Consider the following 13,726-nt stretch of genomic DNA (forward strand, 5'->3'; position numbering starts at 1 on the left):
AATTTTTAGTATTTAAGCCATTTGTAAAGTTCTTTCCAGGATGGTTTTTTACCATACATCAATATTCCCACACGATAAATTTTGGCTGCAAACCAAACTACTCCCAAGAAGGTAGCAAATAGTAAAGTTAATGAAATTGCAATTTGCCACCAAGGAACCCCAAAAGGAATTCGCATCAACATCACAATAGGTGAGGTTAATGGAAATATTGAAAAAGCAACCGCAATAGTACTATCAGGATCATTTACTACACTAAAAAAACCAACATACACACTTAGTATTAAAGGCATAATTACGGGTAAAAGGAATTGCTGAGAATCGGTTTGATTATCAACAGCAGCACCAATTGCAGCATAAAAAGAACTGTATAAAAAATAACCGCCAATAAAATAAACCATAAAACTTATCAGAATACTGGCAATAGGCAAATTCCATAATTCCTTAATAAATAATTGCGCTGTTCCGGCATATTCAGTTTGTGACAGCAATTCTGAAGGTACATTAGCAGATGCACCAACATCGACACCTAAAAACGCTGAAGCTAAAAACAGCAACGAAAGTCCTATAATTACCCAAATGCTAAACTGTAAAATTCCTGCAAGAGAGGTTCCTATAATTTTTCCAATCATCAGCTGAAAGGGTTTTACCGAAGAAATGATAATCTCAACAATTCGATTGGTTTTTTCTTCGATGACACTGCGCATCACCATATTGCCATAAATAATGATAAACATCATAATCAGATAACCAAAAGCACCTCCTATAGCAATTTTAGCTTCATTAAGTCCTTTTACTCCTTGTTCTCCTGATGTTTTTGCAATGTTAATAATGACATTAGCCTGAGCTTTCCGGATGGCTAAAGTATCTAAATGAGCCTTTTCAAAATTAAGCTGAGTAATTTTTGCGGCTATAACAGCCTGTGCGTTCTCTATAAAGGAAACACTGGGACTGGCATTTGAAACAAACTCAATTTGGTGTTCTAAATCGGTTGTTTTGGGAATTATTAATAGCCCTTCATAACCATTGTTTACAATACTGTCTTTTAAAAACTGATTATCAATTTGCGAATAATCTAAATATTGATAAGCGCCGTCTTCTGCATTTTGAGCCAAAAAATCCTTTACAAATAAACCGGTTTCATCATGAATGGCTACCCTTTTCACAGTAGTTTCAGCAGCACTTAAATAACCTACAAATATCGCTATCGCTACAAATAACAGCGGACTTAAAAAAGTCATTACAATAAAAGATTTGTTGCGTACTTTGGCAAAAAACTCTCTTTTTATAATTAGTGTTGTAATACTCATTTCTTGATTTTAGATTTTGATTGCTGACTTTAGATTTTAGGTTTTCACTCTGAAATCTGAAAATCTAAACTTTATTTTCAGTTACCGTTTGAATAAAAATATCGTGTACCGTTGGAATTTTTTCTACAAAATGAGTGAGTTGCCCCCGTTGGGTTAAAACATTCAATAATTCATTTGGAACCGAATTCCCTAATTGAATTTCCAATTTTAATTCATTATTTAAAGATTTAAAATGAGCCGGACTCACCGTAAACTTCTGAGTAATATCATACATCAGCTTTTCTACATTATCTGTTAAAATTCCAACTTCAAAACTATTGGTTTTATGCTGTCTTTTAACATCGTCTAATTTTCCTTCGATTAATTTATTGGATTTATGAATCAGAGCAATATGATCACATAATTCTTCGACACTCTCCATTCGATGTGTCGAAAAAATAATAGTTGCCCCTTGTTCTTTCAAAGCCAGAATTTCATCCTTAATGACATTGGCATTTACGGGGTCAAAACCGGAGAACGGTTCGTCAAAAATCAATAATTTGGGCTGATGCAACACACAAACGACAAACTGAATCTTTTGCGCCATCCCTTTAGAAAGCTCCTGAATTTTCTTGTTCCACCAGCCTTGAATTCCCAATCTGTCAAACCAGTAATCCAGTTGTTTTTTGGCTTCAGCCTTAGACAAACCCTTCATTTGTGCCAGATACAAGCATTGTTCTCCTACTTTCATACTTTGGTACAAACCTCTTTCTTCGGGAAGATAACCTATATATTGTACGTGTTTGGGTTGCAATTTTTCACCATCCAGAATAATTTGTCCACTATCGGGCATCGTAATTTGATTGATGATTCGAATAAGGGAAGTTTTTCCGGCACCATTAGGACCTAAAAGTCCGTAAATACTGCCTTGGGGAACAGCTAAAGAAACTTCGTTAAGCGCTACATAATTGCCGTATTGCTTTACTACTTTATTGACTTCTAATAAGGTATTCATGCTGATTTTTTGAATTTTCTTCTTCAGTGTGGCCTTTTTGACCTTGCGTGTGTAAAAGTAAATAATTACTACCTAAATAGATTACATTGTGGCATAAAAAAACCCATCTTCATTTTTATTTGGATGGGTTTTTACAACTTAGTTCATTTATAAAAAAAGCTTAAGAAAACATATCTTTTACTTTTTCAAAAAATGATTTATCTGATTTTTCAGGATTTGGTGAAAAATTTTCGTCTTCTAAATTTTTCTCAAAAAACTGTTTTTGTTCTTTATTCAGCGTTTTAGGTGTCCAGACATTTACGTGAACCAGCAAATCTCCATTTCCATATCCGTTGATGCTTGGAATTCCTTTTCCTTTTAATCGAAGAATTTTTCCGGACTGGATTCCTTCTTCTAATTTAATTCTTACTTTGCCGTTAATGGCTTCAATATCTTTAGAAACTCCAAGAATGGCTTCCGGGAAACTTACATATAAATCATAGTGTAAATTTTCGCCTTCACGTTTCAGGAATTCGTGTTCTAATTCTTCAATTGCAACAATTAAATCACCCGGAATACTGTTTCCTGGCGCGTCATTTCCTTTATTAGAAACTTTTAATTGCATCCCGTCAACAACACCGGCAGGAATTTTAATAGAAACGGTTTCGTCTTCTACAATCATTCCCTGAGCATCCGCATTAGCAGGTTTTTTATCTAAAATTTGACCGGAACCGCCACAGGCAGGACAAGTTGTCGCTGACTGCATTCTGCCTAAGATCGTATTTGTCACTCGCATTACCTGACCCTGACCGTTACAGGTAGAACAGGTTTTATAAGAAACTCCCGGTGCCTGAACCTTACGTTTCACTTTTACTTTTTTCTCTACACCATTAGCAATTTCCTCTAAAGTCAATTTAACTTTAATACGCAAATTACTTCCTTTAGCACGACGTACTCCGCCACGGCTTCCGCCACCGCCAAAGCCACCAAAACCGCCACCAAAGATATCACCAAACTGACTGAAGATATCGTCCATATTCATATGTCCATGACCGCCAAATCCGCCGGAACCATCAAAAGCCTGATGCCCATATTGGTCATACTTTGCCTTTTTTTCAGGATCTCCTAAAACTTCATAAGCTTCTGCGGCTTCTTTAAACTTTTCTTCTGCCGCTTTGTCTCCTGGATTTTTGTCAGGGTGAAACTCAATTGCTTTCTTTCTATAGGCTTTCTTTATTGCCGCAGTGTCCGCATTTTTAGAAACACCTAATATGTCGTAAAAATCTTTTTTCATTTGTATTTATTTTTTTAAAATGCACAGCTGTACATTTCTAACTCCATATTACTGCCCAATAACAACTTTTGGAAAACGGATGATTTTATCTCCCAGTTTATATCCTTTTTCAAGAACATCAACTATTTTTCCTTTTAATTTAGGTGTTGGTGCAGGAATTTGAGTAATTGCTTCTGCAAAATCAGCATCAAAACCATCTCCTACCTTTACATCTACTAATTCTAATCCTTTAGAAGATAAAGTGTTTTTCAGTTTTTCATGAATTAACTCCACTCCTTTAGTCAAAGTCTCGTCTTCTGATTTAGCAATTTCAATTAAAGCTCTGTCAAAATCGTCTAAAACTGGCAACATTGCTAATAAAACTTCCTGATTAGCAGTTTTAAATAAATCAATACGTTCTTTTGAAGTTCTTCTTTTGTAATTTTCAAATTCAGCAAATAATCGTAAGTGTTTGTCTTTTTCACTCGCCAAGTCTTTCGCTAATTGCTCTTCAACACTTAACTCCTCAGTAACTGCCTGCTCTTCGCCTGCTGTATTTTCAATTGTTACCTCATCCTTTTCTTTATCGATTTCTGTATTCTCAGTACTCATATTTCCCTTATTTTTAAAAATATTCTTAAACTTCATTTTTACACTTTCCTTTGGATAGCAAAAGTACTGCCAAATCAGACTAAATGTCAAATTGTCACTCTTTTTTCTAATAGTTATTTTTAATAGTCGTTTTTTCTCAAATTATTTTTTTTACATCTTTAAAATAAAAATTTAGTAATTTTTTAAGACATATTTCAAATAGATTCTATATGTTTGTTACTAGGTTCTAATCAATCTCTGATTTTTAGAAGATAAAAATTAAAATTGATTCCAAAACAATTATTAATTCACCATTACTCATACTAAAAAAAGCTTTGTCTAAAAGGGGACAAAGCTTTTTTTGTATTTATTTTTTTTTCGAAATTATAGCAAAGCATTTTTCAGCCCTTCCAAATCCAGACTTACTTGTTCTCCGGAAATTAAATTTTTCAACGAATAAGTATTCGAACTCATTTCTTCACCTCCAACAATTACTGCAAAAGGAATATTTCGTTTATCAGCATGCTGAAACTGTTTTGCCACTTTAGCCTTATCAGGATATAATTCGGCTTTTATACCCGAAGCTCTCAATTTTTTAATGGCTTGCAAAGCATAAAAAGCTTCTGAATCTCCATAATTAATAAACAAAGCTTTAGAGCTTGCCGTAACTGTTTCCGGAAACAATCCCAACTCTTCAACAACCAGATAAATGCGGTCTAAGCCAAAAGAGATTCCTACACCACTCATGTTTTTTAATCCAAAAATCCCGGTCAGATCATCGTATCTTCCACCACCACCGATGGAACCCATAGCAACACCTTTTGGCGCAGCCACTTCAAAAATAGCTCCTGTATAATAATTCAACCCACGGGCTAAAGTCACATCCAGATCTAAAATAGCGGTTGACAATCCTAGCTGAGTCACGTTATCACATATAAAACGTAATTCCTCCACTCCTTTCATCCCTTCTTCCGAAGCAGCTAATAAACCTGAAAGTTGCGCTATTTTCTCAGAAATGGTTCCCGAAAAAGAAAATAACGGCTGTACTTTTACAATCGCTTCTTCGGTAATTCCTTTCTCAATCATTTCTTTTTTTACACCGTCTTCGCCTATTTTATCTAGTTTATCTAAGGCTACTGTAAAATCAATCAATTTATCCGAAGCACCAATTACCTCAGCAATTCCGGATAATATTTTTCTGTTATTGATTTTAACCGTCACTCCGTTTAAACCTAAAGCGGTGAAAACTGTATCATATAATTGTACCAATTCTACTTCCTGCCATAAGGATTTAGAACCTACCACATCAGCGTCACATTGAAAAAATTCTCTAAAACGTCCTTTTTGGGGTCTGTCAGCGCGCCAAACCGGTTGGATTTGGTATCTTTTAAATGGAAATTCAATTTCATTCTGGTGTTGCACCACATATCTTGCAAAAGGCACTGTTAAATCATAACGCAACGCTTTTTCGGAAATACTGGAAGTCAGTTTGGCGCTATCCTTAGCTTCTAAATGAGTAGTATTGGCTTTCGCCAAATAATCTCCGGAATTCAAAATTTTAAAAATCAATCGATCCCCTTCTTCTCCATATTTTCCCATTAAGGTTTCTGAATTTTCAAACGAAGGTGTTTCTATCGGTTGGAAACCAAATTTCTCAAAATTACTTTTTATAGTCTGGATAATATAGTGTCGTTTAGCCACCTCAGCAGGTGAAAAATCTCTTGTTCCTTTAGGAATACTTGGTTTTGATGCCATTTTTTAAAATTAGAAGTTAGAAGTTGGAAGTTAGAAGTTAAAAATCTCAAGCACTACCACTTCTTATTTCTAACTTCTAACCTCTTATTTCGCTGTGCAAATATCTTATTTTTAAAATAAATAATCTGTGTTGAAAACAAACTTCTGTCAAAAATTGTATTTTCGTGTCAAACTATCACGATGAGCAATCTTTTAAAGGAAAATATAAAAATAGCTTTTGGTTCGATTAAAACCCAAATTCTAAGAACCACACTTACAATCTTAATTATTGCCATTGGAATTACTGCTCTGGTGGGAATTCTTACGGTAGTTTCGGCTTTAGAAAATACTATTTCTTCGGATTTTGCTTCGATGGGTGCTAACACCTTCAACATTAATCGCTACGAAAACACCGTAAAAAAACAAGGCGGCGAAGAACGGGAAATCATCAATCCGATCATTTCTTACCCCGAAGCCGTAGCTTTTAAGAACAAATACAATTTTCCGCTTTCGCAAACTTCACTTTCTTTCAAAGCCACTTCTACAGCCGAAGTAAAATTTGAAGCTCAAAAAACAGATCCTGAAATTTCTATTCTGGGTGTGGATGAATACTTTGTAACTAACTCAGGACTTGAAACCAGCCTGGGGCGAAATTTCAACAATTTTGACATTAGCAACAATAACTATGTTTGTGTTGTAGGTTCTGATTTTGAAAAAGGATTATTAAAAGATGTTAATCCTATCAATAAAACCATTTCAATTCGTGGCGCACGGTTTAAAGTCATTGGTGTTTTAAAAGAAAAAGGATCAACATTTGGCAACAGCCAGGATTTACGGGTTTTGATTCCCATTCAGGTGGCACGCTCCTTATTTACAGCTCCCAATATCAATTACAATCTTAGTGTTATGGTTAACAACAAAGATTTTCTGGAACAAGCCACTGATGATGCTATTAGTACGATGCGTAGCATTCGGAAGCTGAGTCCTGTAAAAGAGAATAATTTTGGAATCGTCAGAAGTGATGATTTAATTAACCGAATCCTCAGTATTACCCAATATTTAGGTTGGGCGGCATGGGTAATTAGTGTGGTTACCATTTTAGGTTCGTCGATTGCTTTGATGAACATCATGATTGTTTCGGTTACGGAACGCACCCGCGAAATTGGGGTACGAAAGGCTTTGGGTGCCAAACGTTCTACGGTTGCTATTCAATTTTTTATAGAAACGTTATTAATTGGTCAATTAGGTGGATTAGCCGGAATTATATTCGGAATATTAATAGGTTACGGAATCGCTTCTGCTTTAAGTTTTGCTTTTGTGATTCCCTGGACAGCTATTCTCGCTGCTTTTTTAACGAGTTTTGTTGTAGCCATCGTTTCCGGATTGTATCCCGCCATTAAAGCAGCAAAATTAGATCCTATTGAGGCGTTACGTTACGAGTAGATGATTAGTTAACTGGACTAAAGTCCAGCCTTACAAAATAACCCAAGCCTTTGGCTCTAAGTTCCGTAGGAACGAATATATTGTAGCAACAAACTGGACTAAAGTCCAGCCTTACAAAATAATCCGAGCCTTTGGCTCTAAGTTCCGTAGGAACGAATATATTGTAACAACGGATTTTAATCCGTTGAAAATAAAACACACAAACAAACACATCAATTTTACAGAACACGACACCTCGTCATCCTGTCATTCTCATAAATATCTTTTCGTAATTCGATATTCCTGAAATTCATTTTTTCGAGTAATGCTATCATCTCTTTTCCCAGATACTGATTGATTTCAAAAAATAATTGCCCGTCGGGAGATAAGTTTTGTCGTGCTAATTCGGCTATTTTTCGATAAAAAATTAAAGCTTGATCGTCTTCGACAAAAAGAGCCAAATGCGGTTCATGATCCAGAACATTTTTCCGGATTTCGTCTTTTTCTAAATTTCGAACATAAGGCGGATTAGAAACGATGATATCAAATTGTTGTCCCAAATCTTCTGTCCCTAAAATATTTTTATGAATGAACGTGACGTTTACCTGATTGTTTTCAGCATTTTTTTGGGCTGTAGCCAAAGCTTTTTCCGAAACATCAATCGCAAAAACTTCCGCATTCGGAATGTTTTTAGCCAATGAAATTGCAATACAACCACTTCCGGTTCCAATGTCTAAAATTCTTAACTTCTCACTTCTGATTTCTGACTTCTGACTTTCAACAATCCAATCGACAAGTTCTTCCGTTTCCGGTCTGGGAATCAAAACATTTTTGTTTACTTCAAATTCCAATCCGTAAAAATGAGTTTTTCCAAGCAAGTACTGCACCGGAATTTCTAATTTTAGTTGTTCTAATATGGCATTCCAATCTGCAATCTCTGCTTTAGAAAAAACCAAATCAGGCTGCAAAGCAAGGTCAATTCGCTTCAAATGTTTTTTATCTTCTAGAATCAAATAGAAAAAACTTTCGGCTTCGCCAGTGTCATAAACCGGCAAAAGTGCCTGAATAAATTGCGTTCTGTATTGTTTGATTTGCATATTTTTAAAATTTCCTGGTAAAGAAGAAAAACTTATTTCGCAATCTTCATTCGATTAAAAAATTAGATTTTTTCTTTTCACCAATCAGATTAAGAAACATGAAGTCTAAATTTCCTTGTATTATTCTTTACTATGAAGATTAAAACAAAAATACAGATAGTTTTATTGTTATTTAGCCGTTTCTAAACTAAATTCTAACTCAAACATAATTATCACAAATTTTAGCAATCTTGAAATTAAATTACGCTTTTTTCTTTGTTTATAATTAGATAAAACTGAAACCTCTTTACTTTCGTGCCCATTCGTAAAATTTATGTCTGTTTTTTTAAACATTTTCACTAAATCTTAAACTCAAAAATAACTATTTTTGCCCTGTGAAGACACATAAAAAATACCTGGCACGCTGCATTGAACTGGCTAAAAACGGCTTAGGAACAACCTATCCTAACCCGATGGTAGGAAGTGTAATTGTTTATAAAGACCAAATTATTGGCGAAGGCTGGCATCAAAAAGCCGGCGAACCGCACGCCGAAGTGAATGCTGTCAATTCGGTTAAGGACAAATCATTATTGCAAAAAGCAACTATTTATGTAAGCCTGGAACCTTGTAGTCATTTTGGAAAAACACCGCCTTGTTGCGATTTAATCATTCGAAATAAAATTCCAAATGTAGTCATAGGAACCGTGGACCCTAATGAAAAAGTAGCCGGAAACGGAATCAAAAAACTTCTCGAAGCAGGAATTAACGTTACGGTAGGCGTTCTCGAAAACGAATGCAATGCACTCAACAAACGTTTTTTTACTTTTCACCAACAAAAGAGACCTTATATTATCCTGAAATGGGCCGAAAGCCAGGACGGATTTATTGCTCCAATGAAAAGAAAGGAGCAAAAACCGGTTTGGATTACCAATCCCTATTCGAGACAATTAGTTCATAAATGGCGTAGTGAAGAACAGGCCATTTTAGTGGGCACACAAACAGCCATAGACGATAATCCAAAACTAGATGTAAGAGACTGGTCAGGAAATAATCCGGTAAGAATCGTATTAGACAAAGACAATCGAATTCCAACTGACCGTTTTTTACTGGACAATCAAATCAAAACCATTGTTTTTTGTCAGGCTGATACCAATACAAACCGGGAAAACCTTATCTTTGAAGTAATTGATTTTAAGCAAAATACTGCCCGGAAAATCGTAAAAGTTTTATTTCAGCACCAAATCCAATCGGTAATCATAGAAGGCGGACGTCAAACTTTGCAAACATTCATTGACGAAAACCTTTGGGACGAAGCACGTATTTTTAAAGGAAAAACAATCTTTAAAAACGGAACCAAAGCACCTTATTTACAAACCAACACAAACCAAAAACAGTTCATTTTAGAAGATGAACTCATAATTTTTACCAATCATGATTAATACTATTATTTTTGATTTTGGAGATATCTTCATCAATTTAGATAAAAAAGCTACTCTTGACGGACTTAAAAATTTAGGTTTAAAAGAATGGAATGATGATTTAGATCAATTGAATTTTCAATTTGAAAAAGGCAAAATCACTAAAGACGAATTCTTGTCCGGATTTCAAAAACACATGCCTAATGCCGGTATTGATGAAATCTTAAAAGCCTGGAATGCCGTTTTACTCGACTTCCCTTTATACCGTCTGGAATTTTTACAAATACTTTCTCAAAAATACCGTTTATTCCTTTTAAGCAATACCGATTCTATTCATATTGAAACTTTCGAACAAACTGTAGGTCCTTCATTTTATGGTGATTTTTATAAATGTTTTGAAAAAGTCTATTTTTCATTTGAAATAGGAATGCGCAAACCCGATTCAGAAATTTATCTTACCCTTTTAAACAAACACGAACTGCAGGCAAAACGCACTTTATTTATTGACGATAAAAAAGAAAATACGGATGCAGCCGCAGCCTTAGGGATTCATGTGTGGAATCTTCAGGTAGGAAAAGAAGATGTAATCGATTTATTCGAAAAGGAAATACTTTAAACAATTTCAATAACAAAATTCAATAGCAATGGCAATTCTACTTGAATTTGAATTTGACATTGAATTTTGCCATTGCCATTGAACAATGAAAGACACCTACCAGACTATTGCATCTCCATCAGAAGAAATCCTGTTTAAAGAAAAAGGAAGTAAATTCTTTGGCTATGCGTATCCCATAATTTCTGAAGAAGAAGTCAAACCCATACTGGAAGTTTTAAGAAAAAAGCATCCTACCGCTTGTCATTATTGTTATGCTTATCAAATTGGCACCGAAAAAATAAATTACAGAGCCAATGATGACGGCGAACCCAGTAATAGTGCAGGAATGCCTATTTATGGACAAATCCAGTCCTTTTCTGTCACCAATATACTTATTGTAATTGTTCGGATTTTTGGTGGTACTAAATTAGGTGTGGGCGGATTAATTACAGCCTATAAAACCGCAGCTCAACTTACGCTTGAAAACTGTTTGATAATCGAAAAAACCATTGATATTCATTATTTAATTTCTTTTGACTACAAAAACATGAATAAAGTAATGCGGGTCATCAAGGAAAAAAATCTGGAAATTGTAAATCAAAAAATGGAAATGAGCTGCGAAATCGAAATCAAAACCCGAAAAAAAAATGCCGGACAAGTAGCCGACATTTTTAATTCACTATTTGAAATTGAGATAAAAACAAAAGAATAAACTGAAATTTTGGATCAAAATCTGCTAAAAAACTAACATTCAAAATTCCGATATTCACAAATTTTTAATAAAAAATCCATCTTAAAAGTAGAGAAAAGCAAATATAAAATCCATACATTTTTATATTCCTAAAAGTTTCTCTTTAATGTACTCCGGAGCAGCCATCGGGCGACCTGTTTTCATGTTCACAAATACCAATATTGAGTTCCCAATTGTTAATAACTCATTTTGTTCATTGTAGATCTCATAATCAAATTCAATCTTTACTGAAGTCAGACTTTTAAAAATAGTTTTTACCCGTAATAAATCATCATAACGTGCTGGCTTTTTGTAATTCATATGTAAAGAAACTACCGGAAGCATCACTCCGTTTTCTTCCATTGATTTATAAGAAACCCCAATGTTTCTAAGCCATTCCACACGTCCCATCTCAAAATACTGTGCATAATTACCGTGATAAACTACTCCCATTTGATCAGTTTCTGAATAGCGTACACGCACATTAAACTCGTATGTTTTCATTTCTAAATTGTATTATTTTATCTGTTATTTTAAAATCTGCTTTTACTTACTTACAATAATATTTCTTCAAAATCAACCCCGATAAATTTTTTTTTAACGAAAATTGTTCACATATTTGTTACCCCGATAAATAACATCTTTTTTAGATATTATTTACTTCAAACAACCGAATACAAAATATAATAATTTAACAGAATTTATGAACAAAACTGCTCAATCAGTATGGGATAACTGTTTGTCTTTTATAAAAGACAATATTCAAGACCAGGCATACAAAACTTGGTTTGAACCAATCAAGTCAGTTGAACTTACCGATAATGCATTATACATTCAGGTTCCTAGTAAATTTTTCTACGAATGGTTAGAAGAGCACTATGTTAAATTATTAAAAGTTGCTTTAACTAAAGAACTTGGAAAAAACGCAAAGTTACTTTATAAAATTAAAATGGAGAACACTTACGGCAACAAACAGCCGTTTACGGAACAATTGCCAAGTGCTAACCGTTCTCCAATGAAACCGCAAAATGTAGATGCTCCTCTAAAGAATCTTGATCCTGAATTAAAAAATCCTTTTGTAATTCCGGGTATCAGAAATTTAAAAATCGAATCGCAACTGAATGCTAATTACAGTTTTGACAATTTTCTGGAAGGAGATTCTAACCGATTAGCTCGTTCAGCAGGTATGGCTGTAGCCAATAAACCAGGTGGAACTTCCTTTAATCCATTGTTGATTTTTGGAGGTGTGGGATTAGGAAAAACCCATTTAGCACATGCAATTGGAGTTGAAATTAAAGATAAATACCCTGAAAAAACCGTCTTATATATTTCTGCCGAAATTTTCACACAACAATATATCGACTCGGTAAAGAAAAATAACCGAAATGATTTTATTCATTTCTACCAATTAATTGACGTATTAATCATTGACGATGTTCAATTTTTATCCGGAAAATCAGGTACGCAAGACGTATTTTTCCATATTTTCAATTATTTGCACCAAAACGGAAAACAGGTAATCCTGACTTCTGACAAAGCACCTGTTGACATGCAGGATATTGAACAACGCTTACTATCTCGTTTTAAATGGGGATTATCAGCCGAGTTACACCAACCGGATTATGAAACCCGAATTTCGATTCTGAAAAACATTTTATACCGCGACGGTGTAGAAATGCCGGACGAAATTATTGAATATGTAGCCCGCAACATTAAATCGAATGTTAGGGAACTGGAAGGCGCCATTATTTCATTGATTGCACAATCTTCTTTCAACAAAAAAGAAGTAACTATCGAACTGGCGAAGAGCGTGGTGGAGAAATTTGTTAAAAATGTAAAACGCGAAATCTCTATTGATTACATTCAGAAAATTGTTTCTGATTATTTCCAGTTGGACGTAGAAACCCTGCAATCCAAAACGAGGAAAAGGCACGTAGTTCAGGCGAGGCAGCTAGCCATGTTTTTTGCTAAGAAGTTTACTAAGTCCTCTTTAGCTAACATTGGCTCCCAAATAGGTGATCGCGACCACGCAACAGTACTACATGCTTGTAAAACAGTTGACAATCTGGTAGCAACTGACAAACAATTTAAAAAGTTTGTTGAAGACATTCACAAAAAACTAACGCTATAAAAGCCTTATGTCTGTAAAGATTTTAATGGTATGTTTGGGCAATATCTGTCGGTCTCCTTTAGCCGAAGGAATTTTAGCCTCTAAACTACCTAAAGATAAATTTACTATTGATTCTGCCGGAACAGGTTCCTGGCATGTTGGACATCAGCCGGACACCCGTTCTATTGCTGTTGCAAAAAAATACCAACTTGATATTTCAAAACAAAAAGGAAGGCAGTTTAAAGTGACTGACTTTGATACTTTTGATTACATCTATGTGATGGATAATTCCAATTATCGGGATGTGATTCATTTGGCCAAAAACGAAAGCCACAAAGCAAAAGTCAAAATAATTCTTAACGAATTATATCCTGACGAAAATGTAGATGTCCCCGACCCTTATTACGGAATCGAAAATGGATTTGAAACGGTATACCAAATGCTGGACGAAGCCTGCGAAAATATCGCAACAAAACTAAAAGCAAAACATACTTAAT

The 13,726-nt window shown here is 34.7% G+C and carries 13 protein-coding genes; 6 read left to right on the top strand and 7 right to left on the bottom strand.

The window, feature by feature from the left end; all coding sequences use genetic code 11:
- Positions 1–5 precede the first annotated feature (5 nt).
- From BUB89_RS00650 to hisS, 5 genes are all read right to left on the bottom strand, one after another.
- Positions 6–1,307, bottom strand: a complete 1,302-nt coding sequence (locus tag BUB89_RS00650) for an ABC transporter permease (protein ID WP_073240864.1) — start codon at positions 1,305–1,307, stop codon at positions 6–8.
- Between the two features lie 64 nt (positions 1,308–1,371).
- Positions 1,372–2,301: an ABC transporter ATP-binding protein gene (locus BUB89_RS00655; protein ID WP_073240866.1), complete on the bottom strand. Its 930-nt coding sequence runs from the start codon at positions 2,299–2,301 to the stop codon at positions 1,372–1,374.
- A 160-nt stretch (positions 2,302–2,461) separates the two neighbouring features.
- The gene (dnaJ, locus tag BUB89_RS00660; protein WP_073240868.1) at positions 2,462–3,574 is read right to left on the bottom strand and encodes a molecular chaperone DnaJ; all 1,113 of its coding nucleotides are present in this window, start codon (positions 3,572–3,574) and stop codon (positions 2,462–2,464) included.
- Positions 3,575–3,622: 48 nt separating this feature from the next.
- The gene (locus BUB89_RS00665) at positions 3,623–4,201 is read right to left on the bottom strand and encodes a nucleotide exchange factor GrpE (protein ID WP_073240870.1); all 579 of its coding nucleotides are present in this window, start codon (positions 4,199–4,201) and stop codon (positions 3,623–3,625) included.
- A gap of 327 nt (positions 4,202–4,528) precedes the next feature.
- On the bottom strand, positions 4,529–5,899 hold the full coding sequence (gene hisS / locus BUB89_RS00670) for a histidine--tRNA ligase (protein ID WP_073240872.1): 1,371 nt from the start codon (positions 5,897–5,899) through the stop codon (positions 4,529–4,531).
- Positions 5,900–6,079: 180 nt separating this feature from the next.
- Here hisS and BUB89_RS00675 point away from each other — a divergent pair, with 180 nt between their 5' ends.
- Positions 6,080–7,321: an ABC transporter permease gene (locus BUB89_RS00675; protein ID WP_073240874.1), complete on the top strand. Its 1,242-nt coding sequence runs from the start codon at positions 6,080–6,082 to the stop codon at positions 7,319–7,321.
- A 218-nt stretch (positions 7,322–7,539) separates the two neighbouring features.
- On the opposite strand, the gene prmC is transcribed toward BUB89_RS00675, so the two are convergent.
- Positions 7,540–8,397, bottom strand: a complete 858-nt coding sequence (prmC, locus tag BUB89_RS00680; RefSeq protein ID WP_073240876.1) for a peptide chain release factor N(5)-glutamine methyltransferase — start codon at positions 8,395–8,397, stop codon at positions 7,540–7,542.
- Between the two features lie 374 nt (positions 8,398–8,771).
- Here prmC and ribD point away from each other — a divergent pair, with 374 nt between their 5' ends.
- The 3 genes from ribD to BUB89_RS00695 all read left to right on the top strand — a co-directional run bounded on the left by ribD (position 8,772) and on the right by BUB89_RS00695 (position 11,101).
- A complete protein-coding gene (gene ribD / locus BUB89_RS00685) occupies positions 8,772–9,815 on the top strand; it encodes a bifunctional diaminohydroxyphosphoribosylaminopyrimidine deaminase/5-amino-6-(5-phosphoribosylamino)uracil reductase RibD (protein WP_073240879.1) in 1,044 nt (347 codons plus the stop codon).
- On the top strand, positions 9,808–10,410 hold the full coding sequence (locus BUB89_RS00690; RefSeq protein WP_073240881.1) for an HAD family hydrolase: 603 nt from the start codon (positions 9,808–9,810) through the stop codon (positions 10,408–10,410). The genes ribD and BUB89_RS00690 overlap by 8 nt, the downstream gene beginning before the upstream one ends.
- Positions 10,411–10,495: 85 nt before the next feature.
- On the top strand, positions 10,496–11,101 hold the full coding sequence (locus tag BUB89_RS00695; RefSeq protein WP_073240883.1) for an IMPACT family protein: 606 nt from the start codon (positions 10,496–10,498) through the stop codon (positions 11,099–11,101).
- A 120-nt stretch (positions 11,102–11,221) separates the two neighbouring features.
- On the opposite strand, the gene BUB89_RS00700 is transcribed toward BUB89_RS00695, so the two are convergent.
- A complete protein-coding gene (locus tag BUB89_RS00700) occupies positions 11,222–11,623 on the bottom strand; it encodes an acyl-CoA thioesterase (RefSeq protein ID WP_073240885.1) in 402 nt (133 codons plus the stop codon).
- A gap of 199 nt (positions 11,624–11,822) precedes the next feature.
- Between BUB89_RS00700 and dnaA the strand changes: the two genes are divergently transcribed.
- Positions 11,823–13,250: a chromosomal replication initiator protein DnaA gene (gene dnaA, locus BUB89_RS00705; RefSeq protein ID WP_035659940.1), complete on the top strand. Its 1,428-nt coding sequence runs from the start codon at positions 11,823–11,825 to the stop codon at positions 13,248–13,250.
- Positions 13,251–13,257: 7 nt separating this feature from the next.
- On the top strand, positions 13,258–13,725 hold the full coding sequence (locus tag BUB89_RS00710; RefSeq protein WP_073240887.1) for a low molecular weight protein-tyrosine-phosphatase: 468 nt from the start codon (positions 13,258–13,260) through the stop codon (positions 13,723–13,725).
- The last annotated feature ends 1 nt before the right edge of the window (position 13,726 follow it).

It is taken from the genome of Flavobacterium flevense, from assembly GCF_900142775.1.
GTDB classification, from domain to species: Bacteria; Bacteroidota; Bacteroidia; order Flavobacteriales; family Flavobacteriaceae; genus Flavobacterium; species Flavobacterium flevense.

What these genes read in the sequence shown, in the direction of transcription:
- dnaJ (WP_073240868.1), bottom strand. Translation starts at nt 3,574, where the DNA reads ATGAAAAAAGATTTTTACGACATATTAGGTGTTTCTAAAAATGCGGAC.
- BUB89_RS00665 (WP_073240870.1), bottom strand. Translation starts at nt 4,201, where the DNA reads ATGAAGTTTAAGAATATTTTTAAAAATAAGGGAAATATGAGTACTGAG.
- prmC (WP_073240876.1), bottom strand. Translation starts at nt 8,397, where the DNA reads ATGCAAATCAAACAATACAGAACGCAATTTATTCAGGCACTTTTGCCG.
- BUB89_RS00675 (WP_073240874.1), top strand. Translation starts at nt 6,080, where the DNA reads ATGAGCAATCTTTTAAAGGAAAATATAAAAATAGCTTTTGGTTCGATT.
- BUB89_RS00650 (WP_073240864.1), bottom strand. Translation starts at nt 1,307, where the DNA reads ATGAGTATTACAACACTAATTATAAAAAGAGAGTTTTTTGCCAAAGTA.
- BUB89_RS00690 (WP_073240881.1), top strand. Translation starts at nt 9,808, where the DNA reads ATGATTAATACTATTATTTTTGATTTTGGAGATATCTTCATCAATTTA.
- BUB89_RS00695 (WP_073240883.1), top strand. Translation starts at nt 10,496, where the DNA reads ATGAAAGACACCTACCAGACTATTGCATCTCCATCAGAAGAAATCCTG.
- BUB89_RS00655 (WP_073240866.1), bottom strand. Translation starts at nt 2,301, where the DNA reads ATGAATACCTTATTAGAAGTCAATAAAGTAGTAAAGCAATACGGCAAT.
- BUB89_RS00710 (WP_073240887.1), top strand. Translation starts at nt 13,258, where the DNA reads ATGTCTGTAAAGATTTTAATGGTATGTTTGGGCAATATCTGTCGGTCT.
- BUB89_RS00700 (WP_073240885.1), bottom strand. Translation starts at nt 11,623, where the DNA reads ATGAAAACATACGAGTTTAATGTGCGTGTACGCTATTCAGAAACTGAT.
- dnaA (WP_035659940.1), top strand. Translation starts at nt 11,823, where the DNA reads ATGAACAAAACTGCTCAATCAGTATGGGATAACTGTTTGTCTTTTATA.
- hisS (WP_073240872.1), bottom strand. Translation starts at nt 5,899, where the DNA reads ATGGCATCAAAACCAAGTATTCCTAAAGGAACAAGAGATTTTTCACCT.